Annotated in this window: 21 protein-coding genes, 4 tRNA genes and 1 pseudogene; 12 read left to right on the plus strand and 14 right to left on the minus strand. The window is 60.7% G+C overall.

Going from position 1 to position 23,793, the window contains the following annotated elements; genetic code table 11:
- Positions 1 to 100 precede the first annotated feature (100 nt).
- From HX824_RS30600 to HX824_RS30615, 4 genes are all read right to left on the minus strand, one after another.
- Positions 101 to 880 (minus strand): ABC transporter permease, encoded by a 780-nt coding sequence (locus tag HX824_RS30600; protein WP_003217229.1) that lies wholly within the window; start codon positions 878 to 880, stop codon positions 101 to 103.
- Positions 877 to 1,809 (minus strand): ABC transporter ATP-binding protein, encoded by a 933-nt coding sequence (locus HX824_RS30605; protein WP_177055932.1) that lies wholly within the window; start codon positions 1,807 to 1,809, stop codon positions 877 to 879. Before HX824_RS30605 ends, HX824_RS30600 begins: the two co-directional genes overlap by 4 nt.
- Before the next feature lie 135 nt (positions 1,810 to 1,944).
- The gene (locus HX824_RS30610) at positions 1,945 to 2,568 is read right to left on the minus strand and encodes a glutathione S-transferase family protein (RefSeq protein WP_003217226.1); all 624 of its coding nucleotides are present in this window, start codon (positions 2,566 to 2,568) and stop codon (positions 1,945 to 1,947) included.
- A gap of 57 nt (positions 2,569 to 2,625) precedes the next feature.
- Complete coding sequence (locus HX824_RS30615; RefSeq protein WP_003217224.1) at positions 2,626 to 3,285, minus strand: transglutaminase family protein; 660 nt, start codon at positions 3,283 to 3,285, stop codon at positions 2,626 to 2,628.
- Positions 3,286 to 3,477: 192 nt separating this feature from the next.
- Between HX824_RS30615 and HX824_RS30620 the strand changes: the two genes are divergently transcribed.
- Positions 3,478 to 5,925, plus strand: a complete 2,448-nt coding sequence (locus tag HX824_RS30620) for an acyl-CoA dehydrogenase (RefSeq protein WP_008431294.1) — start codon at positions 3,478 to 3,480, stop codon at positions 5,923 to 5,925.
- 231 nt (positions 5,926 to 6,156) lie between these two features.
- Entirely contained in the window at positions 6,157 to 6,564 is a 408-nt protein-coding gene (locus HX824_RS30625; protein WP_003217220.1) for a PA2817 family protein, read from the plus strand.
- 127 nt (positions 6,565 to 6,691) lie between these two features.
- On the opposite strand, the gene HX824_RS30630 is transcribed toward HX824_RS30625, so the two are convergent.
- Complete coding sequence (locus tag HX824_RS30630; protein ID WP_003217218.1) at positions 6,692 to 7,624, minus strand: LysR family transcriptional regulator; 933 nt, start codon at positions 7,622 to 7,624, stop codon at positions 6,692 to 6,694.
- A gap of 91 nt (positions 7,625 to 7,715) precedes the next feature.
- Between HX824_RS30630 and HX824_RS30635 the strand changes: the two genes are divergently transcribed.
- Positions 7,716 to 8,342: an alanyl-tRNA editing protein gene (locus tag HX824_RS30635; protein ID WP_177021208.1), complete on the plus strand. Its 627-nt coding sequence runs from the start codon at positions 7,716 to 7,718 to the stop codon at positions 8,340 to 8,342.
- Here HX824_RS30635 and HX824_RS30640 read toward each other — a convergent pair whose 3' ends face one another.
- Positions 8,343 to 9,911 (minus strand): alkaline phosphatase, encoded by a 1,569-nt coding sequence (locus tag HX824_RS30640; protein WP_177055934.1) that lies wholly within the window; start codon positions 9,909 to 9,911, stop codon positions 8,343 to 8,345.
- A 293-nt stretch (positions 9,912 to 10,204) separates the two neighbouring features.
- Here HX824_RS30640 and HX824_RS30645 point away from each other — a divergent pair, with 293 nt between their 5' ends.
- The 7 genes from HX824_RS30645 to HX824_RS30675 all read left to right on the plus strand — a co-directional run bounded on the left by HX824_RS30645 (position 10,205) and on the right by HX824_RS30675 (position 16,583).
- Positions 10,205 to 10,612 carry a biopolymer transporter ExbD gene (locus tag HX824_RS30645; protein ID WP_003217209.1) on the plus strand — a complete coding sequence of 136 codons (408 nt, stop codon included), beginning with the start codon at positions 10,205 to 10,207 and terminating at the stop codon, positions 10,610 to 10,612.
- Between the two features lie 2 nt (positions 10,613 to 10,614).
- Entirely contained in the window at positions 10,615 to 11,352 is a 738-nt protein-coding gene (locus HX824_RS30650; protein WP_003217207.1) for an energy transducer TonB, read from the plus strand.
- Positions 11,353 to 11,376: 24 nt separating this feature from the next.
- A complete protein-coding gene (locus HX824_RS30655; protein ID WP_003217205.1) occupies positions 11,377 to 13,659 on the plus strand; it encodes a TonB-dependent receptor in 2,283 nt (760 codons plus the stop codon).
- Between the two features lie 17 nt (positions 13,660 to 13,676).
- A complete protein-coding gene (locus HX824_RS30660) occupies positions 13,677 to 14,324 on the plus strand; it encodes a MotA/TolQ/ExbB proton channel family protein (protein WP_003217203.1) in 648 nt (215 codons plus the stop codon).
- A 56-nt stretch (positions 14,325 to 14,380) separates the two neighbouring features.
- Positions 14,381 to 15,598, plus strand: a complete 1,218-nt coding sequence (locus tag HX824_RS30665; protein ID WP_102606453.1) for a phospholipase D-like domain-containing protein — start codon at positions 14,381 to 14,383, stop codon at positions 15,596 to 15,598.
- 116 nt (positions 15,599 to 15,714) lie between these two features.
- Positions 15,715 to 16,041 (plus strand): hypothetical protein, encoded by a 327-nt coding sequence (locus HX824_RS30670; protein WP_177055937.1) that lies wholly within the window; start codon positions 15,715 to 15,717, stop codon positions 16,039 to 16,041.
- Complete coding sequence (locus tag HX824_RS30675; protein ID WP_102606451.1) at positions 16,038 to 16,583, plus strand: hypothetical protein; 546 nt, start codon at positions 16,038 to 16,040, stop codon at positions 16,581 to 16,583. The genes HX824_RS30670 and HX824_RS30675 overlap by 4 nt, the downstream gene beginning before the upstream one ends.
- A 99-nt stretch (positions 16,584 to 16,682) precedes the next feature.
- Here the strand turns inward: HX824_RS30675 and HX824_RS30680 are convergent.
- The 4 genes from HX824_RS30680 to HX824_RS30695 form a co-directional block, all read right to left on the minus strand.
- Positions 16,683 to 16,758 (minus strand) — tRNA-Gly (locus tag HX824_RS30680).
- A 3-nt stretch (positions 16,759 to 16,761) separates the two neighbouring features.
- A tRNA-Glu gene (locus HX824_RS30685) sits at positions 16,762 to 16,837 on the minus strand.
- Between the two features lie 104 nt (positions 16,838 to 16,941).
- A tRNA-Gly gene (locus HX824_RS30690) sits at positions 16,942 to 17,017 on the minus strand.
- A 3-nt stretch (positions 17,018 to 17,020) separates the two neighbouring features.
- Positions 17,021 to 17,096 (minus strand) — tRNA-Glu (locus tag HX824_RS30695).
- Between the two features lie 370 nt (positions 17,097 to 17,466).
- On the opposite strand from HX824_RS30695, the gene HX824_RS30700 reads away from it, so the two are divergent.
- Positions 17,467 to 18,225 (plus strand): hypothetical protein, encoded by a 759-nt coding sequence (locus HX824_RS30700; protein WP_003217193.1) that lies wholly within the window; start codon positions 17,467 to 17,469, stop codon positions 18,223 to 18,225.
- A 121-nt stretch (positions 18,226 to 18,346) separates the two neighbouring features.
- The gene (locus tag HX824_RS30705; RefSeq protein ID WP_177055939.1) at positions 18,347 to 19,159 is read left to right on the plus strand and encodes an alpha/beta fold hydrolase; all 813 of its coding nucleotides are present in this window, start codon (positions 18,347 to 18,349) and stop codon (positions 19,157 to 19,159) included.
- Between the two features lie 36 nt (positions 19,160 to 19,195).
- Here HX824_RS30705 and HX824_RS33065 read toward each other — a convergent pair whose 3' ends face one another.
- From HX824_RS33065 to HX824_RS30720, 4 genes and pseudogenes are all read right to left on the minus strand, one after another.
- Positions 19,196 to 20,077: a methyl-accepting chemotaxis protein gene (locus HX824_RS33065; RefSeq protein WP_371315662.1), complete on the minus strand. Its 882-nt coding sequence runs from the start codon at positions 20,075 to 20,077 to the stop codon at positions 19,196 to 19,198.
- Positions 20,057 to 21,163, minus strand: a pseudogene (locus HX824_RS33070) (HAMP domain-containing protein); the annotation flags it as partial. The pseudogene HX824_RS33070 and the gene HX824_RS33065, both read right to left, overlap by 21 nt.
- A gap of 115 nt (positions 21,164 to 21,278) precedes the next feature.
- A complete protein-coding gene (locus HX824_RS30715; RefSeq protein WP_003217187.1) occupies positions 21,279 to 22,703 on the minus strand; it encodes a PLP-dependent aminotransferase family protein in 1,425 nt (474 codons plus the stop codon).
- Positions 22,704 to 22,906: 203 nt separating this feature from the next.
- Positions 22,907 to 23,668 (minus strand): SDR family oxidoreductase, encoded by a 762-nt coding sequence (locus HX824_RS30720; RefSeq protein ID WP_008431261.1) that lies wholly within the window; start codon positions 23,666 to 23,668, stop codon positions 22,907 to 22,909.
- Positions 23,669 to 23,793 lie beyond the last annotated feature (125 nt).

The following is a 23,793-nucleotide window of genomic DNA, read 5'->3' on the forward strand; positions in this document are numbered from 1 at the left end:
AACCATAGGTGGCCGTTACCGAAGAAACGGATATGTACTCAAACCAATCGCCAAAAAAAACGGCCTCATCTGGAGGCCGTTTCTCATTACATCTCAACGCTTAGGTGCGCATCCCGCGCCCACTCACCAGCAACCGCGCACACCCCACATACAGCACCACAGTCGCCACCAGCATAAAGGTGATCGCCACACTGATCTTGATGTCCGAAACGCCCAGGATCCCATAGCGAAACGCGTTAACCATATGCAACACCGGGTTAGCCAACGACACCGTCTGCCAGAACGGCGGCAGCAAGGTGATCGAATAAAACACCCCACCCAGATACGTCAGCGGCGTAAGAACAAACGTCGGAATAATCGAAATATCATCAAAGTTGCGCGCAAACACCGCATTGATGAACCCCAGCAACGAAAAGATAGTCGCCGTCAGCACCACCACCAACAGGGTGATCCCGAGGTGATGCACCTGCAAATGGGTAAAGAACAGCGACAGCAACGTCACAATCACCCCAACCATCAACCCGCGCAGCACACCGCCCAGGGTGTAGCCGATCAAAATCGTATGAGGCGACACCGGCGACACCATCAATTCCTCGATGGACCGCTGGAACTTGCTGCCAAAAAAGCTCGACACCACGTTGCCGTAGGAGTTGGTAATCACCGACATCATGATCAACCCTGGCACGATGTACTCCATATAGGTGAATCCACCCATATCACCAATCTGCCGACCAATCAGGTTACCGAAGATCACGAAGTACAAAACCATGGTGATCGCCGGCGGCAGCAAGGTCTGCGGCCAGATCCGGGTAAAGCGCTTCACTTCGCGATAAACGATGGTCTGCAGCGCGACAAGGTTGGGTTGCAGTTCCGAACTCATACCGCCACCTTCGCCAGATTTTTCTCCACCAGGGACACAAACAACTCCTCAAGGCGATTGGTTTTGTTACGCAGGCTCAGCACCTCGATGTTCTGGGTAGCCAGTTGGCCAAACAGCGCGGTGATGCCCACGGCTTTGTCCACCTGGACTTCCAGGGTGCGGCTGTCCACCAGGCGATTCGGGTAGCCGATCAACTGGGGCGCAACCGTCATGTCGTTTTTCAGGTCGAGCAGGAAGGTCTCGACGTGCAACTGGCTCAGCAAGTTACGCATGCTGGTGTTTTCGACAATGGTGCCGTGGTCGATGATGCCGATGTTGCGGCACAGCTGCTCAGCCTCTTCCAGGTAGTGCGTGGTGAGGATGATGGTGATGCCTTTCTGGTTCAGCTCGGTGAGAAACGTCCACATCGAACGACGCAGCTCAATGTCCACGCCCGCCGTCGGCTCGTCGAGGATCAGCAGGCGCGGTTCGTGAACCAGGGCGCGAGCGATCATCAAGCGGCGCTTCATGCCCCCGGACAGGGAACGCGAAGGCACGTCGCGCTTGTCCCACAAGCCCAGTTGCGTGAGGTATTGCTCGGCGCGTTCCTTGGCGATCTTCGGCGGGATGCCGTAGTAACCGGCCTGGGTCACGACGATGTCGAAGGTCTTTTCAAACTGGTTGAAGTTGAACTCCTGGGGCACCACGCCGATGCTGCGCTTGAGCGCCGCCGGGGATTTGTCCAGGTCGTTGCCAAAGATGTTCACCGTACCGGTGGTCTTGTTGACCAGGGTCGAGAGAATCCCGATGGTGGTGGATTTGCCGGCGCCATTGGGGCCGAGCAAGGCGAAGAAATCACCTTCGGCGACGTCCAGATCGATACCACTCAGGGCCTGGAAACCGTTGCCGTAGGTTTTGGTTAGCTGCCGGATGGACAGAGCGGAACTCATATCGGATTACGCACCAAAGAAGAGGAATAGAATTGTTACATGAGGGCAGACCGCACGGAATACAACGGCTGCGCGTGACAAGCATGGTGCTTGTCCGCGCCGCACAAGTACAGTAACCCGTATTAATAGTCGGTATCAGGTCAACGCGGTCATGACCGATTTCTGATAGGCCGGACGCTGGCGCAGCCGCTGGTACCAGGCTTCCAGGTTAGGCATCGACGGGCGTTCGATGGGCATTTCGAACCAGGCATAAATGAAGCTGCCCAAGGGAATATCGCCCATGCCGATCTCGCTGCCGGACAGGTAAGGTTGCGTGGCCAAGGCCTGATCCACCGTCTGCAAAACATCGATGCAGGCCTGGCGACCGGCGTTGATGGTGTCCCAGTTCTGTTTTTCAGCCGGGGTTCGCAGCACGCCCCAGAACACGGTCTTGAACGGTTCGGCCAGGGTCGAGGTGGTCCAGTCCATCCACTTTTCAGCGTTGGCCCGGGCTTGCAGCTCGCTGGGGTACCAGTTCGAATCCGGCGCATGTTTGGCGGCCAGGTAGCGCACGATGGTGTTGGATTCCCACAGCACAAAGTCGCCATCTTCAATCATCGGCACCCGGCCATTGGGGTTCAGCGCGCGGTATTGCGGCGTGTCGACCACACCAAAAGCCCCGCCCGCATCAATTGCCTCATAGTCCAGGCCGAGCTCCTCGGCGCACCACAGTGCTTTCCTGACATTTGACGAATTTTTACGACCCCAGATTTTCAGCATGACCGCCCCGATTTTGAAAAAGATGGTTGGATGAATGCCGGGGCAGCATACGCCGGATCACGTTCGGCTTAAATCACTCTGCATGTCCCCCAGCAGGATCGGCATCTGCTCGCCAAACAGGTGCGGGTAACATTTCTGGATGTGGGCGAAGAAGAATTCCTCGGGCACCTCGGCAAATTGCCCATGGTCAACCACGTACTCCATGGAGCGCTGGCCCTTGCGGTTGAAGGCGTGGAAAACACTGTCATGAACGCCATCGAAATCCAGCGGCGGCACATCGAACAGTTCGCACAGTTGCTGATTGAACGCCGGCGTGGCCTTGACCCAACGGCCATCCAGATACAGTTCGGTGTAGCCATGCATGGCAAATACGTCACTTCTGAGCAGCTCGATCAAACGGGGCGTCGAGAGGTGGTTACGCACGTCGGCCAGGCCGATGCGCGCCGGAATCCCGCAGTGCCTTGCGCACGCCGCCAATAGCGTCGCCTTGGGCACGCAATAACTCTCGCCGGCCGCCAGTGCGAAGCTCGCGCTGAGGGTTTGCGGGTCGCGACTGAAGGTATAGGGGTTATAGCGCACCGCCTCGCGCACAGCGTAGTAAAGACTGACTGCCTGGTCACGAAGTGCGGCACTCGAACCGCGATGTTTTTCGGCGAACTCCACCACCGCAGGGTGGTCACTATCGATGAAGCGGCCGGGATTCAAGTACGCATTCATGAGGTTAATCTCAGAGAGCAAGCCCTGAGTCTAACCACAGGCATGCACCTGGGATAACGACGATTCGGCCAAATGTCGGCGCCTGGTGCTAATCATTGCCGGCACACCACGTAACACCCTCGTCACCCCGCTTGTTCGGATGCCGACTAAGCTCTGAGGTGATTTCGCACCTGGTTTCACGGAGGATTGAATATGCTGTTGTTGTGGATACTGGTTCTGGTGGTGGGCATTGCCTACCTGGCGCACCGGCGCATCGCGCCCCTGCCCGCCATCGGCGTGGTCGCCGTCTACCTGTTGGCGATGGGCGCCTTCAGCCACGCACCAGGCTGGTTGCTGCTGATCTTCTGGGTACTGATCGCCGTGGTAGCCGCCCCGCTGCTGCTGCCGGACCTGCGCCGCAAGTACTTCACCGCGCCGCTGTTCAACTGGTTCCAGAAAGTCCTGCCGCCGATGTCCGAGACCGAGCGCGACGCCATCGACGCCGGCACCGTGTGGTGGGACGGCGAGCTGTTCAGCGGCCGCCCCGACTGGGACAAGCTGCTGGCCTATCCCAAGGCGCAACTGACTGAAGAAGAACAAGCCTTCATCGACGGCCCTACCGAAGAACTGTGCGCCATGGTCACCGACTGGGAAATCGGCCAGGCCATGGACCTGCCCCCCGCCGCCTGGGAACACATCAAGCAGCATGGCTTTTTTGCCCTGATCATCCCCAAGGAGTTCGGCGGCAAAGGCTTCTCCGCCTATGCCCACTCCCAGGTCGCGATGAAGCTGGCGACCCGCAGCGGCGACCTCGCCTCCACGGTCATGGTCCCCAACTCCCTGGGCCCGGCCGAATTGCTGCTGCACTACGGCACCGATGAACAACGCAACCATTACCTGCCACGCCTGGCCCGTGGCGACGATATCCCGTGCTTTGCCCTGACCGGCCCACTGGCCGGTTCCGATGCCGGCTCCATGCCCGACACCGGGGTGATCTGCAAAGGCGAATGGGAAGGCAAGGAAACCCTCGGCCTGCGCCTGAACTGGGAAAAACGCTACATCACCCTCGGCCCGGTAGCGACGTTGCTCGGCCTGGCCTTCAAGGCCCATGACCCGGATCATCTGCTGGGCGACAAAGAAGACCTGGGCATCAGCCTCGCGCTGATCCCCACCGACACCCCGGGTGTTGAAATTGGCCGCCGTCACCTGCCACTGGGCGCCGCGTTCATGAACGGCCCCAACTCCGGCAAGGATGTTTTCATTCCGCTGGAATTCCTGATCGGTGGCCAGGAAATGCTCGGCAAGGGCTGGATGATGCTGATGAACTGCCTGTCGGTAGGCCGTTCGATTTCCCTGCCTGCCGTCGGAACGGGCGCGGCCAAGTTCACCAGCCTGGTGACCGGCCAGTACGCCCAGGTGCGTGAGCAGTTCAACGTACCGCTGGCGGCCTTTGAAGGCATCCAGGAAGCCCTGGCCCGCATCGGCGGCAACGCGTGGCTGATGGACAGCGCGCGGATGCTCACCGCCAACGCGGTCGACCTGGGGGAGAAACCCTCGGTACTGTCGGCGATCCTCAAGTACCACCTGACCGAACGCGGCCGCGAATGCATCAGCCACGCGATGGACGTGCACGGCGGCAAGGGCATCATCATGGGCCCCAACAACTACCTGGGCCGCAGCTGGCAAGGCGCGCCGATCTTCATCACCGTGGAAGGCGCGAATATCCTCTCGCGCAACCTGATGATCTTCGGCCAGGGCGCAATTCGCTGCCATCCGTTCGTGCTCAAGGAAATGGCCTTGGCCGGTCGCGAAGACCATGACCAGGCGCTGAAGGAATTCGACGGCCTGCTGCTGCAGCACATCGGCTTTGCCGTAGGCAACGCCGCCAGCACCCTGGTGTTGAACCTCGGTTTCGGTCACTTCGAAAAGGCTCCGGGCAACAGCCTGAGCCAGGGCTATTTCCGCGCACTCAACCGTCAGGCCGCGGCGTTTGCGATGCTGGCGGACCTGAGCATGATGCTGCTGGGCGGCGAGTTGAAACGACGCGAACGCCTGTCGGCACGTCTTGGTGATGTGCTGAGCCACATGTACCTGGCATCGGCTGCACTCAAGCGTTATCACGACCTGGATTCGCCAGACCATCTGGAACCGCTGTTCGCCTGGGCCATGGAAGAGAGCCTTGGCCACTCCGAGCGTGCACTGGATGAACTGCTGACCAACTTCCCGAGCAAGGTGCTGGGTTGTCTGTTGCGGGTGATCGTGTTCCCGTTCGGCCGCCGTCATAAAGGCCCGTCCGATGCGCTGGATGCCGAAGTGGCCGCAGTGCTCGGTCGCGCCAAGGGTGACCCGACCCTGGAAGCGGTGCTGGCGGGCTGCTATCGCCCACAGTCTGCAGAAGATCCGGTGGGCGCCCTGCAACATGCCTACGACCTGTTGGCCGACAGCCATCCGTTGCAGAAAAAACTCCACGAAGGCCTCAAGAGCGGCCAGGTCAAACCGACCGCGGGCGAACACGCCATCGATGCCGCGCTGCATGCCGGCGTGCTGCAACCGGCCGAGGCGCAGACCCTGCGTGACGCTGAAGCGGCGCGACGCAAGGTGATCGACGTGGATGATTTCAGCAAGGAAGAGCTGAGCCAGGCTGAGGGAAAAGTCCGCTGATCCCAGCGGTCATATAAAAACGGGTAGAGTGCCCTGCCTCACAAATACTGATCCCTTTTGACGGCGTCTGTTGTCGTCATGCTGCGTTGCCGCTCCTCGCCATAGCAAGCTATGACTCGTCGCGGCGCCTTGCCTGACAACAACAGCCACTCGTCAAAAGGAATCATATTTGTGAGGCAAGGCACCGAGCTATATACTCTCGCGCCCGTTTTGCTCTTGAGGACTTATCTCGTGTCCAACGTCGTTGCCGATCATCTCGTCTTGCTCGACCACCTGCGCAGCATCCTGGTTGCCGTCGGCGAAGCCGAACAGGTTCCCGAGGAAAGCCACCTCCTGTTCCTGGAGCGCTTCGATGAACTGCGCGCCTTGCTGCCCATCGACCCGATCGAAAGCCAGTACCTGGGCCAGGACATGATGAGCCAGGTCATCCTGCGCTACCCGCAAATTGCTCACCTGGTACCGCGCGACCTGCTGTGGTTCTTCGGTGGCGACTGCCTGCACTTCATGCCCGACGACGAGCTGGACCTGTACCAGGCCCTGGAAGAACGTCGCTTCGAAGCTGAACAGAACGACGAACCGTTCGACTGGAACCAGGAAAAGCAGTTGTTGGCCATGTCCAATGACCAGCCCAAGCACTGATTTCAGGGCTAACGCAGATCAAATGTGGGAGCGGGCTTGCTCGCGAATGCGGTGTGTCAGTCAATATTTTAGGTGACTGATACACCGCATTCGCGAGCAAGCCCGCTCCCACATTTAAACTGTATTCCTACCGTTTCTTCAGCGTCGGCTCTTTGGCCATGCACTCCACCAGATAATCAATAAACACCCGCAACTTCGGCGGCAGGTACCGCGTCGGCGAATGCAGTAGCCACGCATCCCCGTGGTACGACGCAATGAAATCCCACCCCGGCAGCACCTGCACCACCTCCCCCGCTTCCAGCGCATGCCGCGCCGTGAAATACGGCAAGCTGCCAATCCCCACATGTTGCAATACCGCATCCAGCCGCACGCCTGTGTGATTGGCCGCATACCGCCCGCGCACGCCCACCGTCACCGCCTTGCTGCCCTGGCGAAACTTCCAGCGCGCATCCCCCGGCGTCTCACCCAGGTAGATGCAACTGTGCTCCAGCAAATCATGGGGATGCTGCGGCGTACCGTGCTCCGCCAGGTACCGCGGCGTGGCGCAGATCAAATGCTCGATCGGCAGCAACTGGCGCCCCACCAACCCCGGCGGCGGGCTGTCGGTGATGCGGATACTCAGGTCGACATTGTCATCAATCAGGTCCACATGCCGGTCCTCCAGGATCAACTGCACGTCGACCTTGGGATAACGCCGCAAAAACTCCGGCATATGCGGATGCACCACAAAACGCCCTACCGCCTTGGGCACGCTGACCCGCACCAGCCCTTCGGCTTCATGGGTGTATTGGCCGCTGATTTCCATCACCGACCGCGCAGCACTGACCATTTCCTGGCAGCGCTTGAACACCTCTTCGCCGCCTTCGCTGAGGCGCAACTTGCGCGTAGTGCGTTGCAGCAGGCGAGTTGCCAGGGCCTTTTCCAGGCGTGAGATGCTGCGGCTCACGGAGGACGGCGATGCTCCCAGTTGGCGCGCAGCCTCGGAGAAGCTGCCGGTTTCCACCACCTTGACGAAAATCGCCATTTCGCCCAGCAGCGGTAAGGGAAGATTGATGCTCATGACGCACAAGTCCATTGAGATTTGAACGGATTATCACCCATTGGCGCACTTCTTATACTGCCGGTTAGAAACCCTGATGCGGATATAAATGATGACCCAGCGCCTGTTTTTTACCCATGACCACCTGAATGCCGAACTTGAAGTGCTGGGATGCACACCTTTTGATAACCAGTTTGCGGTAATCCTGCAGTCCACAATCTTCCATCCACAAGGTGGCGGCCAGCCCTCCGACACCGGCTGGCTCGGGGAAAGCCAGGTGTTGAAGGTGGTGCAGGAAGGCGATCATGTCGTGCATTACGTAGACCGCCCCGTGGCTCCCGGCGTGATCCAGGCACGCGTCGATGAAGACCGCCGCACCTTGCACACGCGCCTGCACTCGGCCGGGCATCTGATCGGCAATGCCGGTGAAACCCTGGGCTGGATGCCGATCAAGGCTCATCACTGGCCGGGCGAAGGCAAGATCACCTTTATTCGCGGCACCTCGGCCCAGGCCATGGACGCCGAGGCGATCCAGCGGCAAGTCGACCAATGGATCGCCGCCAACCTGCCGCGCCATATGGCCCTGGATGACGGTACGCGGCAAGTGGGTTTTGGCGACCTGCCGGCCTATGCCTGCGGCGGCACGCATGTGCAGGCATTGGGGGACGTGGGCCAGGTGACGATCCTGGCCCTCTCCGAGAAAAAGGGAGCATTGTCGGTGCGCTATACCCTGAACTGACTAAACCGCAATCGCCCCCGCCCTGCCCGGCTCCACCACGAACGACTTGAGGGTCGAGACGCTGGCGTTCGGATCCCGGGGATCGGAAATCACCCGGAAGTTCGTCAGCATATTCCTCTCCTCAAGCGCCACCGACACATAGCCGCGCTGGCGGCTGTCGAAAAACTTCACATGGGGATTGAGGGGCAGGATCGCACTGAACGCATCAAATGGCGGCCCGTCAGACGTCACCGACGTGCCGACAAACTCGGTCGCGACCACGGGCGAATCCGGATTCCCTGCGTCAGCGTGCAGGTCCGTCGTCCAGAACGAGTGAATATCGCCGCCCCAGAACACCGGGTTATTCACCTTTCTGCGCACCATCGACGCAAGCATCCGCTCACGGTTGGCCATGTAACCATCCCAGCCATCTGTCCAGCGGCCGGGCTTGTGGTTGGTCAGGTCACGTTGCGTGAGCGGCGCGACCAACAGGTCCTGGGCGATCACGTTCCATTGTGCCCGGGACTCGGCAAAACCCTGATCCAGCCAAGCCTCCTGCTCCCAGCCGAGCATGGTGCGACGGGGATCGCGCAGGTCAGCACAGGTGTTCGCGGCCACATGTCCCTTGTGGCTGCCATTGGCCAGGATGCATGGCTGCTCGGAGCGGTACTGACGCCCATCCAGCACATGGAAACGCGCCAGCCGGCCGTAGTCCAAACGCCGATAGAGGCGCATGTCCGGCCCGCGCGGCAGGCTGCTGGCCCGCAGCGGCATGTGCTCGTAGAAGGCCTGGTAGGCCGCCGCCCGCTGCTTGAGAAAACTCGTCACCGGGATGTTCGGGTCCTGGGACCACTGGCTGGCATAGTCGTTTTGCACTTCGTGATCGTCCCAGGTGACCACACTGGGCGCCGCAGCATGCAGTGCCTGCAAATCCGGATCGGTCTTGTACAGGGCGTAGCGGTTGCGGTAATCCACCAGACTCAACGCATTGCCGCTGCCGTGGGGGCGAATGATCTTGCCGGAATCAGCCGCGTAGGAACTGTCATAGATGTAATCCCCGAGGAAAAACACCAGGTCAGGCTGCTCGGCGGCCAAATGCCGATAGGCGCTGAAGTAGCCTCGCTCCCAATGGGAGCAGGAGACAAAACCCAACTGCGCCGATGCCATGGCATGCACCGCCGGCGCTGTGCGCGACTGGCCCACCGGGCTTTGCGCACCGAGGCCCTCGAACTGGTACCAGTAAGGTCGACCCGCCTCCAACCCGCTCACTTCCACATGCACCGAATGGGCGAAACGCTCGATGGCCATCAACTCGCCCTGGCGCACAACGTGCGTCATCGCTGCATCGCGGGCCACCTTCCAGCGCACCGGCACCGCGCGGCTCAGGCCACCCCGACCGTCGGCGGCATTGAAAAGCGGCGCGAGGCGCGTCCAGATCACGAAACCATCGGGCAATGGATCGCCTGACGCCACACCGAGGGTGAAGGGATAGTCGATGCCTGCACTACGGGCAAACGGGCTGAGGATCGAAAACGCCGTGGCAACTGCAAGCCCGCCCAGTACGCGACGGCGATCGTGATTCACACTCATCAACTGCGCTCCTTCCAAGCATCCCGCACCGACCAAAACAAATGCTTGTGTAGCGTTCTTACCACTGGCAGCAGGGTGGATAAATGCGGCAGTGCAATGCTCATGCAGGGGGACTCGCGAAATAAATTCTCCAAGAATGTACCCGCGTCGTGTCAGTTTCATTACGTAGATAAATAGACCCACGAGTCGTCTGTAAGACGCGTCCTAGAGCCTTAAAAGCTTAAATTAAAGTTAACCATTCGGTCATTTTTGGTTGCTAGCGTGTCGCCCCTAATCAACTGCGGGGTAGCGGAATGAGAACTTGGGATGAACCCAAAAAACGCAAGGCACACATCGAACTGATCCCGATGATCGACGTGATGATGTTCCTGTTGGTGTTTTTTGTACTGGTGAGTTTGAACGTGATTCCGGCCCTGGGCATGAAGACTCAGCTGCCGAGCGCCAGCAGTTCACAGCAGCTCAAGCCGCAAAATAAATTCATCCTGACCCTGGGCCTGGAAGGTCAGCTGCAGCTCGATGGCAAGGACCTGACCGTCGACGCGCTGGTGCCTGCACTCAAGGCCGGCGAGAAGCCAGACACCAAGTCGACGATCATCGTCAACAGCGACAAAGGCGTGGAAGTGTCGCGCCTGGTCGAGGTGATGGACACCCTGCGCCTGGGTGGCTTTACCTCTGTCTCCATCGCCACGAAAAAGTCCTGATCATGTATGCCTTGTTTCGTGCGCGTCGGCTGCTGGGCAGTGTCCCGGCCCTGATCGCCCTGGTGCTGATTGCACTGGGTATCCAGTCCCAACCCCTGAAGATCCAGCCGCAGTACGACGAGTCGGCGGTTGAACTCGCGCTGGTCGAGCCGGAGCCGGAAGTGGTCCCCGAGCCCGTGGTGGAAGAACCGCCGCCACCGCCGCCGGTGATCGAAGACGAGGAGGCCGAACCTGCCCCTCCGCCTCCGCCACCCAAGCCGATCCCCAAACCACTGCCAAAGCCTGAGCCCAAGCCAAAACCGGTGCCCAAGCCCGTGGTCGCCAAGCCAACGCCTGTGCCTGCGCCAGCTCCGGTGGCCGCCAAGCCGGTGCAAGCCGCTCCCGCTCCCACGCCAGCACCCGCTGCGCCACCGGCGCCGCCGAAAGTCGACGGCCAGGCACTGGAAGGCGGCTACCTCAAGGGCTTGCGCAACGAGTTGGACACCTACAAGCAATACCCCACCGGGCGCCAGGCGTCCCTTGAACGCCCGAGTGGCGAGGTGGTGGTCTGGTTAATGGTGGACCGCCAAGGCCGCGTCCTCGACTCCGGGATCCAGACCCCGGCGCCGAGCATGCTGCTCAACCGGGCCGCCACCAACAGCCTGCGCCGTATCAAGCAGGTGAAACCGTTCCCCGAACAAGCCTTCGGTGGACGTAACGAGCAGCGCTTCACCGCCACCTTCAACTACAGCGTGCAATAAGCACACACCACCAGGACGACAGTGATGAAGTTCACCCGGATTCATCTGGCACTCGTTGCCGCGACGAGCATGACCCATGGAGTGGTCATGGCAGATACCAGCGACAGTGACGTCGGGACTATTGGGGTACAGGGCAAGGCAACCGCTGGGGGCGGTTACATGGTCCAGGAAGAGAGCGCCAAGGGCCGCTCGACCATCACCAAGGAAGCGTTGGACAAACAGACGGCCACCGGCAACGCCATCGACAAGCTCAAGTACACCCCGGGCCTGAACATCTCCAGTGAAGACAACACCGGCCTCTCGGGCTTCCGCTTCACCATGCGCGGCATGAACTCCGACCAGGTCGGTATGTCGGTGGACGGCATGCCAATCAACGACTCCGGCAACTACGCGTTGTACTCCAACCTATTGGGCGACCCGGAAAACATCGACCAGATTTTCGTCACCCAGGGCTCGTCGGAAGCCGACGGCCCGCACATCGGTTCCAGCGGCGGCAACATCGGCATCGTGACCATTCGCCCCACCAAAGAAACCGGTGCCTTCGTCAAGCAAGTGGTCGGCAGCAACGCCACCCGCAAGACCTTTGCCCGCCTCAACACCGGTGAAGTCAACGGCCTGAGCAACTGGCTGTCGGCCTCCCACACCGAAGGCCAGATGTGGCGCGGCTCGGGTGCCGTACGTGCGGACAAGGTGGAGTGGAACAGCTTCTTCGACGCCGGCAACGGCAATACCGCCAACCTGATCCTCAAGTACCACGAGCAGGACAACAACAGTTACAGCCAGTTGACCAAGGCACAGTTCCAGCAGTACGGCCGCAAGTACGACCCGTACCCGGCGACACCGGCGGTGGGTTCCAACGGCAAGGTCAGCAGCTACTACGACCTGGCGCAGAACCCGTTCCAGACCTTTACCGCCGTGCTCAACACCCAGTACAAGCTGAGCGACAACCTGTCCCTCTCGGTGATCCCGTATTACTACTACGGCAACGGCAGCGGCGTGGGCTCCTCGGCCTATGCGCTGAACAGTGGCTCGAACAAGGGCGGCGTTTTCGACCTCGGCAACCTGCCGACACAGGCTCAATACAACGCCGACGGTTCCGCGACCACCGGCGTCTACTACCGCCCTTCGCGCACCCAGACCTGGCGCCCGGGCATCACCACCAAGCTGAACTGGGACCTGGGCGACCACAGCCTGCAATTCGGCTACTGGTATGAACGCGCCCGCCAAAGCCAGACCCAACCGTTCATTGCCCTCAAGAACAACGGCAAGCCAAGCGATACCTGGCCCGACGGCAACTCCGTGGTCGACGCCAACGGCAACACCGTACAGGGTCGCGACCGCTACACCGTGACGCCGGCGCAAAAGGTCTGGACCCAGGACACCTGGTACATCAACTCGGACTGGACGTTGATCGCGGGCATTGCCTACATGAACGTCGAGCGTGACGGCACCAACCACGGCAGCCTCACCGAGCAACCCGGCAAGGCCAGCCAGACCTACAACAAACTGCTGCCCAACGCCGGCCTGAAATACCAGCTCGACGAGCGTGACCAGTTGTTCTACAGCCTGTCGCGCAACATGCGTATTCCACAGAACTACGTGCTGTACGACAAAGGCGTCGGCTCCCTCGACTCCAAGCCGGAACTCAGCTGGAACCAGGAACTGGGCTGGCGCTACACCGGCGAAGACAGCACCCTCGCCGCGACCCTGTTCTACATGCAGTTCAAGAATCGCCAGCTCACCTCCCTGGACAGCAACGGTGATTCCGCCGACATCAACGCCGGCACCGTCATCAACAAAGGCCTGGAACTGGAGTGGAGCGGCAAGCTGCCGCACAACTTCAACTACTACACCTCCTACACCTACACCAGCTCCAAGCAGCAGGACGACCTGACCGTCTACAGCGCCGGCAAGCCGATCGTGCTGCCCACCAGCGGCAAGCAGTTCGCCAACGTGCCGACCAACATGCTGGCGGCCAACATCGGCTATGACGACGGGCGCTTCTACGGCACCTTCGGCGGCAAGTTCACCAGCAAGCTCTATGGCGACCTGACCAACGACGAAGCCATCTCCGCCCGCACCATCTTCAACCTCGGCGCCGGTATCTACCTGCCGGTGGACAAGAAAGTCGTCAAGGACGCAACCCTGCGCCTGAACGTCGACAACCTGTTCGACAAGAAGTACCTGGACGGCGTGTACACCACCAAGACCAACTCGGCGAGCTACAGCGGTTTCCGCGATGGCGACCCGGCCTACATCGTTGGGCTTGACCGCACCGTCACCGTTTCCCTGGAAGCCAATTTCTAACTGCGAGGCTCAGCATCATGGACATGAACCTGCTTCACCAAATCACCTTTTATGTGATGTACGCCGCACTGGCGATTGCAATCTTCATCACCATCGAACGTGGCATCTACTTCGCCTACGTGCGCCGCCAGGCCCGTGCATTGACCGAAGTGCTGGGCGCCAATGTGCACAGCGAACGCGACCTGCCGGAAAACCTGACTCGCCGTGACAGCCTGCCGCTGAGCATGGTGCTGCCGATCCTGGCGCAGAAGGCGTCCCATGGTTCGCGCAAGGACCTGGACGACGAGATCGAAACCCAGTACCTCAAGACCCGCGCGCCGCTGTCCCGCAGCCTGTGGATCATCGAAACCATCACCACCGCCGCGCCGCTGCTCGGCCTGCTGGGGACCATCCTCGGCATCATCGACACCTTCAAGGCGCTGGCCAGCGCCGGTGTGTCCGACCCGGGCCAGATTTCCGGTGGTATCGGTACGGCCCTGTTCGCCACGGGTTTGGGTATCGCCATCGCGCTGTTCTGCGTGGTGTTCCACAACTTCTTCCAGGACAGCCTGGAGCGTATCAACGACCAGCTGAAAATCCTGCTGATCCGCGCTGCAACCGGTGCCCGCGTGCAGGGTGAAGTGCCGCACCTGGTACCGACCCCGCTGCACACCCGCACTGCGTGACCTTCCCGGGGCGAGCGCATCATGCGCCCGCCCTTTTTTTGCCCGATGAGACGCCTATGTCCATATCGCTGAAATTACGTATCGCCGGCCTTGCAGGCCTGCTCCTCAGTCCGCTTGCCCAGGCGGACTTTTCAATTCCGGGATTTGAGTTGGTACACACCGTGCCAGTGGACACCCAACTTGGCACCGCCGATCTGCGCCAGCCCGGCCCCGTGTGGATCCAGCTGTTCGACGGCGCGAAAAGCCGCATCGACATCGGCCAGTTCTACGCGGCCGACCATCCTGGCTCGGTGATGGACAAGGTGATTGAACACCTGGAAGCCGCCGGCAAACGCGGGGTGAAAATTCGCTTCCTGCTGGAAGAAAAAGGCGTGCGGCTGTCGGAAGCCTCGACCCTGGAGCGCCTGAAAGCCATTCCCAACCTGACCTTCCGCATCCTGCCCTATGGCAAGCTGAGTGGCGGGATCATCCACGCCAAGTACATGGTAGTGGATGGCAAGCAGGCGTTTATCGGCAGCCAGAACTTCGACTGGCGTTCGCTGGAGCATATCCACGAAACCGGGCTGTTGATCAGTGATGCAAATGTCGTCGCCCAGACCCAGGCCATTTTTGAACAGGACTGGCAGGCCCAGGCTGCGTTGGCCGACAACCAGCCTGTTGCCCTGCCCGCCACAGGCGCCACACCGGCACGCACCGGCAACTACCTGGTAGCCAGCCCCCAGCGCTACAACCCGCCGGGTGTGGGTGATTCGCAGCTGGAACTGCCACGCCTGCTGGGCGAGGCGAAAAAGGAAGTGCGCGTACAACTGCTGGACTACGCGCCGCTGTCCTATGGACCTGACAGAACCCGGCCTTACTACGCGATGATCGACAATGCAGTGCGTGCAGCGGCAGCGCGCGGGGTCTCGATCAAGTTGATGGTATCCAACTGGAACACCGAAGCGCTGGAATTGCCGTACCTGAAAAGCCTGGCGGTGCTGCCGAATGTCGAGGTCAAGATCGTCACGCTGCCCGAGGCCAAGCAAGGATTCATTCCTTATGCGCGGGTGATCCACAGCAAGACCATGGAAATCGACGGGCAAGTGGCGTGGGTAGGGACCAGTAACTGGCTGGGCGGTTATTTCGATAACTCGCGCAACCTGGAAGTGGTGATGCGCAGTGAGGCGATGGCCAAGCGTGTGGGAGATTTACACGAACAGCTGTGGGACGGGCCGTACGCCAAGGCACTGGACGCGACAAGCGAGTACCCGGAGCCGCATCCGGGCAAGCCGTGAGCCGTTGCCTGCAAATCCCATGATTTGCGGGCAATGTCACATTGCCAGATATGAATGTTGCACTTTTCCGCCGTTGCGCTGACCAACCCTGCACACCTCATGGATGGAGAGCAGGGATGAACACCACACGCAATGGACTGTACGGTACGGCGCTGGTTTGGGCGGCCATCGGGCTGGCAGGTTGTGCCAATTCCATGACCTCCACCGGGCTGCCGGGGGTGAAGATGGGCGACAGCTATGAGCAGGTACTCGCCGTGGTCAGCCGTGACAATACGGTGACCAGGAAGATCGACGGGCAGGGATTCCGGGCTGAGGGTTACTCGCAGACATTCAGGGATTGTCGCAGCACATATTTTATCTTCCAGGGCGCCGATGGCTTGCAGATGGTCAGCCATGAGCCCGCGCCGCATCTGTCGGTCAGCCAGAACTGCCGCCAGCCATGAGCACTTTACGTGTCATTCCCGCCCTGTTCCTGTTGCTCCTCAGCGGCTGTGGCCAGGTATATAACGTCCGCTCCCTCAACACCGCCTATACAGCGCCACCGTCTGCCGAGACGGCGCGCTTGCGCATTATCAGCGACGGCATGGTGCGCGCAGTGCCCGGGCGCGATTGCCTGGACTGGAATGTTCCCGGAGCAGGCGTGATGGTGTCCGCCAAATCCGGCTTCGCCGACCGCAATGGCGCAAGCCTGGGGATGCCGGGGCCGATTTACACCTGGGACGGTGCGGTGTCGTCCGAACAGGTGATTCCGGCGAACACGCCCATTGCCTTTCATTACCTTGGGTTGCCGCAATATGGCCGGCAATGTTTCAACACCATGACCTTTATCCCCAAGCCCGGCATGGACTACATGGTGCGAGCATCAATGTCCGGGAGTTGCTCATTCGAGCTTGCTGAGCTGCCGAAAGGTGCCGAACGATGGAGTCCGATTGAACCGACGCCGTCGGGAAGGCTGTCGATGTGCCACGCGATGGATAATTTCTAGCGGTACAAACGCAACGTGGGCCGGGGCATTGCACTCCAGCTCACAAAAAACCCACAAACAAAAACGCCGATCATTGCTGATCGGCGTTTTCGTTAAATATGGAGCGGGAAACGAGACTCGAACTCGCGACCCCGACCTTGGCAAGGTCGTGCTCTACCAACTGAGCTATTCCCGCAAATGGCGTCCCCTAGGGGACTCGAACCCCTGTTACCGCCGTGAAAGGGCGGTGTCCTAGGCCACTAGACGAAGGGGACACGCTACTGAAACACATGGTGTGTATTTCAGTGCCCAGAGATTAAATCCGAAGATTACGCCCTGGTTTCACTCAGTGCCGCCCGAGGGCAACACTGCTTAAATTTGGAGCGGGAAACGAGACTCGAACTCGCGACCCCGACCTTGGCAAGGTCGTGCTCTACCAACTGAGCTATTCCCGCATATGGCGTCCCCTAGGGGACTCGAACCCCTGTTACCGCCGTGAAAGGGCGGTGTCCTAGGCCACTAGACGAAGGGGACACACGTACAACATTCACTCCCTACCGCGTTTCGCTGTGTGCTTTACGCTGTAAGTGGCGCGCATTCTATGGATGGATTGGGAGGTCGTCAACCCCCAAGGATAAATTTATTTAAATCAATGACTTCGCCGTGGTTTACGGGGGTTGCAAGGGTTTCTCGCCGTCCAGGCTTTGGCGCCTATATTCTGGCGTTCCACAAGGCGCTATAGTTCGCCACAGCAAATGATGGCAATGTGCATCTACGCAGGGACTGCCCCGCTATATAGAAGAAACTACTGACGCAACTGGTCGCTCAGTCCTATCCGGTCACTGCACCAGTCACTACACTTCAATGCAAACCCCATAAAGAGGTCACACCGGTGACACCACTCATGATCACCCTGCTGGTAATAGCCGGGATCGTAATACTGATCGCCATTGGCTACATGAACCACGTGGTGGAAAACAATAAGCTGGAAAAGAACCGGACCCGGATCGAACTCAATGACCGGCTGCGCCGCTGCGGCGAAATCACCGAGACCTTCCCTGGCCAGTTGATGACGCCGCGACTCAAGTTGCTGCTGACCCGCCTGGAGCTCAACGTCAACCAGCGCCTGCTGAACCTCGACAAGTCCAATGCGTCGCTCAAGGCACGCATCACTGAACTCAACGCGCTGGTGGCCCAGGGCGAATCGATTCCGGTGAACAACCCGCCCGGCCCGATCCAGACCGAAGCCAAGGCCAAGGATGTACGTTTCCTGCTCGAAGCACTGCATGGCCAGGTGACCCGAGCGGCCCAGGACGGTTTCCTGCCGACCAATGAAGCCAAGCACTGGATCAAGGAAATTCGCCATATCCTGGTGCTGCTGCACATCGAGTTCTTCAACAACCTGGGCCAGCACGCGCTGCAACAAGGCCAGCCGGGCCAGGCTCGCCTGGCGTTCGAACGCGGCGTGCAGTACCTGCGCAAGCAACCGGAGCCGGTGGTGTACAGCCAGCAGCTGCAATTGCTCGAGAAACAGCTGGCGCGCGCCAACTCCATGGTGCTGTCCAACCTTGAACCGGCTGAAGACGAGGTCAACGAATTGACCGAAGGCTTGAAAGTGGTGGATGCGGACGCCGACTGGAAGAAGAAAGCCATCTACGACTGATCCCCTGCCATTGTGGTGGGCGGCAAACCCGCTCGCCACATGCCATCACTCTGCACCTATCCCCTTCCCCTCGAATAGCGTAAAAAAGGCCCCTCTCTCCGTTAACGAAAAGGGCTTCGCCATGCCTGTCGTGCTCATCGATGGACAACCGCTGCACTACCTCGACCAGGGCACCGGCCCGGCCGTTCTCCTCGGTTCCAGCTACCTGTGGGACAGCCAGATGTGGGCGCCGCAGATCGAAGCCCTGTCGCAACAGTACCGGGTGATCGTCCCCGAGCTTTGGGGCCACGGCGAGTCCGGCGCACTGCCTGCAAACACTGCATCCCTGGACGACCTCGCACGCCAGCACCTGGCGCTGCTGGATCACCTGGACATTGCCCAGGTCAACCTCGTGGGCTTGTCGGTCGGCGGCATGTGGGGCGCACGCCTGGCGCTGCTGGCTCCCGAGCGGGTCAACAGCCTGGTGCTGATGGACACGCACCTGGGCGCCGAGCCGGAAGCCACTCGCCAATACTACTTTTCGCTGTTCAAGATGATCGAAGATGCCGGCGCCATTCCGGAACCGCTGCTGGATGTGGTGGCACCGATCTTCTTCCGTCCCGGTATCGACCGGGAGTCGGCCTTGTACCAGGATTTCCGCAACGCACTGCAGGCCTTCCCCAAGGAACGCCTGGTGCACAGCATCGTGCCCCTGGGCCGGATTATCTTCAGCCGCGCGGATGTGTTGGCACAACTGGCGCGCCTCGACACCGACACCACCCTGGTGATGTGTGGCGAGCAGGACAAGCCACGCCCACCGGCCGAATCAGAGGAAATGGCGGCCTTGATCGGCTGCGCGCTGACGTTGATTCCGCACGCCGGGCATATCTCCAGCCGGGAAAACCCCGATTTCGTCAACGAAGCGCTGCTGACCTTCCTGGCCAACAACGCCTGACCGCCCTGCCCTTTGATCACCGCAGGCCTGCGGTGATCAAAGGCGGAAGTGCCCGACCATCCCCTTAAGCTCCGTACCCAACTGCGCCAGCTCGATGCTCGACGCTGCATTGCCCTGCATGCTCAACGCCGATTGATCGGCACTCGCACGGATGCTGGTGACGCTGCGGTTGATTTCCTCGGCCACCGAGCTTTGCTCTTCGGCCGCTGCGGCAATCTGCTGGTTCATCTGCTGGATCAACGACACCGCCGCCGCGATGCTGCCCAGGGCGCTTTCGGTTTCCAGGGCATCACTGACCGCCAGCTTGACCAGTTCGCCGCTCTGCCTGATCTGCTGCACCGAAGCCTGCGCAGCGCTGCGCAAGGTACTGACCAACCGTTCGATTTCCTCGGTCGATTGCTGGGTGCGCTTGGCCAGCGCCCGCACCTCGTCGGCCACCACGGCAAAACCGCGGCCCTGCTCGCCCGCCCGCGCCGCCTCGATGGCCGCATTCAGCGCCAGCAGGTTCGTTTGCTCGGCCACGCTCTTGATCACCTCAAGGACGGTACCGATAGTCTGGATCTCCGCGCTCAGGCTTTCGATGCTGGTACTGGCGGAGGTCGCGGAGCTGGCCAGCAACTCGATACGCTGCAAGCTCTGACGCACCACCTGCTGGCCGCTATCGACCTTGTCATCCGCCGTCTGCGCCGCCTGGGCCGCTTCTTCGGCGTTGCGCGCCACATCGTGCACGGTGGCGGTCATCTGGTTCATGGCCGTGGCCACCTGCTCGGTTTCTTCCTTCTGGCTGCTGACCTCGATATTGGTCTGCTCGGTGACGCTGGACAGCGAATGGGCCGAGCTGGCCAGTTGCTCGATACCTGCCTGCAACCCGCTGACCATGCTGCTCAGGCCGCTGCTCATCTGTTGCATCGCGAGCATCAACTGGCCCATCTCGTCCCGACGACTGACTTCCATGCGGCCACTGAGATCACCGGCGGCAATCTGCTGGGCCACTGCAATCACGCTGCGCAGCGGTGCAACGATCAAACGGGTGATGATCCACGCGGCAATCAGCCCGACCAATAACGCCAACGCCGAAGAACCGATGATCAGCAACGCGCTTTTCTTCAACTGCGCCTGCATCGACAGGTCTTCTGCGTCGTAGGCCTGATTGACCCGGGTGACCACTTCGGCTGCACGTTCGTGCAACTGCTTGTAGACGACTTTTTCCTGGGCCAGCAGCCCGGTGTATTCGCCGAGTTTTTCGCTGAAGGCCGCGATATGCCCGGACACTTCGTTAAGCACGGTTTGGTAGCCAGGATCCTTGACGGTGGTTTTCAGCTGTTCGACCTGGGCCAGGGCCTGATCGGCCTGCTCGATCTTGCCCTGCTCGGCGTTCTCGTCATCGCCCTTGCGGCTCTGGTCCAGGCGCACGTGCGCTTCGTTCATGGCCTGCAGCATCAGGCGCGAGACCTGGCTGACCTGCCCCGCCTGCTCGATGAATTCGGCACCTTCCTTGCCCTGGCTTTCCTTGAGGCCATAGGCGCCGTCGTCCGCCAGCCCGGCCTGCAACACATCAAGGTTGTTGGCGACACTGGAAACCGACCAACTGGCCATTTCCAGCGCCAGGTCCTTGGTCTGGGTCAGCTCGACAAACTCATCGAACGCCTTGCGATACGCCGCCAGCGCCTGCTCGACGTCGCTCATCACCGGGACATTGGCAGGCGACTGGGCCTTGAGAATTACCGCCTGGGCCGCCAACGCGTCGACACTTTCGTGCAAGGCATCCACCGACTTGGGGTCGGCATGCAACGCGTAGTCCTGCTCGATCAAGCGCACCTTGAGCAAGCCGCTGTTGAGCGCCGACATGGCTTTAAGGCCCTCGAAGCGCTGGCCAACGGTTTGCAGCGACCATACGCCAATTGCGGCCACCAATGCCGTCAACAGCAGTACCAGGGCAAAGCCCAAGCCCAGTTTCTTGGCCATACCGAGGTTGGCAAAACGTCGTTGCACGGCAGAAATCATTGCACTTGAGTCCTCTTGCAATGGCGAATGCCATCAAGCCAGGTTTCGATGCAGCGAGATTCGCAACCCCGGGGCACTGAATACAAGGGTTTGGCGCCACAATAATGGCAAAAAGCTACATCCTCGTCGTTTTCAGAATGGTAGAGGTCGATCCTGCCGGCCCCATGGCCTTGAACAACGCCAGTGCACGCTGATCAGAAGCGTAGGCCACATTGATGCGCAGCCAGTCGCTGGATTCGCCCGTCGGGCTGAAAAGCGTCCCCGGCGACAGCAACACCCCCAGCCGGCGAGCCCGTGCCTGCACGGTGGAACGGTCGCCGACACCAGGGCGCGCCCAGAGGAACATGCCCCCCGCCGGCACCGCAAACACCTCCCACTCTTCGTCTTCCAGCACCTGCAGGGTCATGGCCATTTCCGTGCTCAGCCGCCGGCGCAGACGTTGCACCCACTTGCGGTAGGTACCATTGGCCAGCAACGTCGCCACCACCGCCTCGGCAAACCGCGAGGTGCCGATGCCGGTCAAGGTCTTGACCCTGGCCAATTGCGCGATGATCGCCCCGCTGGCCGTGAGGTACCCCACCCGCAAGGCGCTGCTGAGGGTCTTGGAAAAACTCGAGACATAGATCACCCGGTCCTCGTGGGGCAACGCCGACAACCGGGTGCACGTGGCATGTTGCAGGTCGCCATAGACGTCCTCCTCGATGATGAAGAAGTCCTGGGAATGGGCCAGTTGCAGCAAGCGCTCGGCCACCGCCAGGGACAGGCTGGTGCCGGTGGGGTTGTGATACAGGCTGTTGATGAACAGGCACTTGGGCCGGTGCCCGCGCAACAGCGCTTCCAGGGCAGGCATGTCCGGGCCGCCACGGGTGCGCGGCACTTCCAGCAGCTTGACACCGTGAAAGGCCAGTTGGCGGTAAAGGTTGCCGTACCCCGGGCTTTCCACCACCACGGTATCGCCGGCCTTGAGCAACGTGCGGATCAGCAGGTCCTGGGCATGGCTCGCGCCGTGGGTGGTGAGGATATGCTCGACCCGGGTTGCCACCTGGATGTGCGCCAGGCGCTTGAGCAGCTGTTCACGCAGGGCCGGCAGGCCCAGCGGCGTGCTGTAGTTGAAGACGGCCGCGGTGTCGGTGCGGGTGACTTCACGAATCGCGTAGCTGATGTCGTCGCTCTCGCGCCAGGTGTCCGGCAGCCAGCCGCATCCCAGTTTCAGTTCGCCCAGTTGATTGTCGATGAAGGCGCCCCACCCCGACTCGGCGCCCTCATACCATTGGTTTTCACCGCGAAGACCACGCTCGGCGGGTGGCTGGGCCACACAGAAACCGGCGCCTTGCCTTGAGGCCAGCACCCCTTGGGCAACCATCCGCTCGAACGCCTCGATGACGCTGGACTGACTGAGCAGGTTCTCGTGGGCCAGTTGCCGCACCGAGGGCAACCGCGTCCCGGGGCTGGCGCCGCTCTCGCGAATCCAGGCGGCCAGCGCACTGACGATTTGCTGCACTACCGGTACAAGGGCTTGTCGATCGATCCCTAAATCCATGAGCCACTCACTTAAACTGTTGTCATTTAACCCAAACCAGTTAAGCACAGAAGCCCAATGACAGCCGCGATCAAGATTTATTAAATCATTGATTTAATTGAATTATTTACCTAGTGAAACACATTCAGGTGAGGCATCTGGCCACCTGCGGAAAAAACCCACAGCGCCTCCAACGCTTTTCTGAATGGCATCCGCCTCACTTCCTAAATCGCGGTCGCGCCACCGTCCACCGCCAATGCCTGGCCCGTGGTGAAGGCAGCACCGTCGCTGCACAGATAAAGCACTGCGCTGGCGATCTCCTCGACCTTGCCGATACGCCCGACCGGGTGCATGGCGGCGGCAAATTCGGCTTTGCGCGGGTCAGCTTCATAGGCACGGCGGAACATATCGGTGTCGATCACGGCCGGGCATACCGCGTTGACGCGGATTTTCTTTTTCGCGTACTCGATCGCCGCCGACTTGGTCAGGCCGATCACCGCGTGCTTGGACGCGGCATAGATACTCATCTTCGGCGCCGCCCCAAGTCCTGCCACAGAAGCCGTGTTGACGATGGCGCCGCCGCCCTGAGCCAGCAGCAACGGCAGTTGATACTTCATGCACAGCCACACGCCCTTGACGTTGACGCCCATGATTGCGTCGAACTCATCCAGGCTGCCGTCCGCCAGCTTGCCCTTCTCGATCTCGATCCCGGCGTTGTTGAAGGCATAGTCCAACCGGCCATAGGTGGCCACGGTCTGCTGCATCAACTGCTGCACGTCCGCTTCGAGGGTGACATTGCAGCGCACAAACACCGCTTCGCCACCGGCCTGATGAATCAGCGCCACAGTGCCCTCGCCGCCAGCCGCGTCCAGGTCGGCGACTACGACTTTCAAGCCTTCAGCGGCGAACGCCAGCGCAGTGGCGCGGCCAATGCCGGCGGCCGCACCGGTCACCAGGGCGACCTGGCCGGAAAATGTCATGCTCATGGTGGATGTTCCTTCGATGGGAATGCTCGATGACCCCAGTCTAGCCAGAGCCACCATCGGCGCGTCAGCACTATCAAAAGCCCGGTTGGCGAACCATGAGCCGCAGTGATAACGGCACCGGCATC

This window comes from Pseudomonas sp. D4002, from assembly GCF_013385665.1.
Lineage (GTDB): Bacteria > Pseudomonadota > Gammaproteobacteria > Pseudomonadales > Pseudomonadaceae > Aquipseudomonas.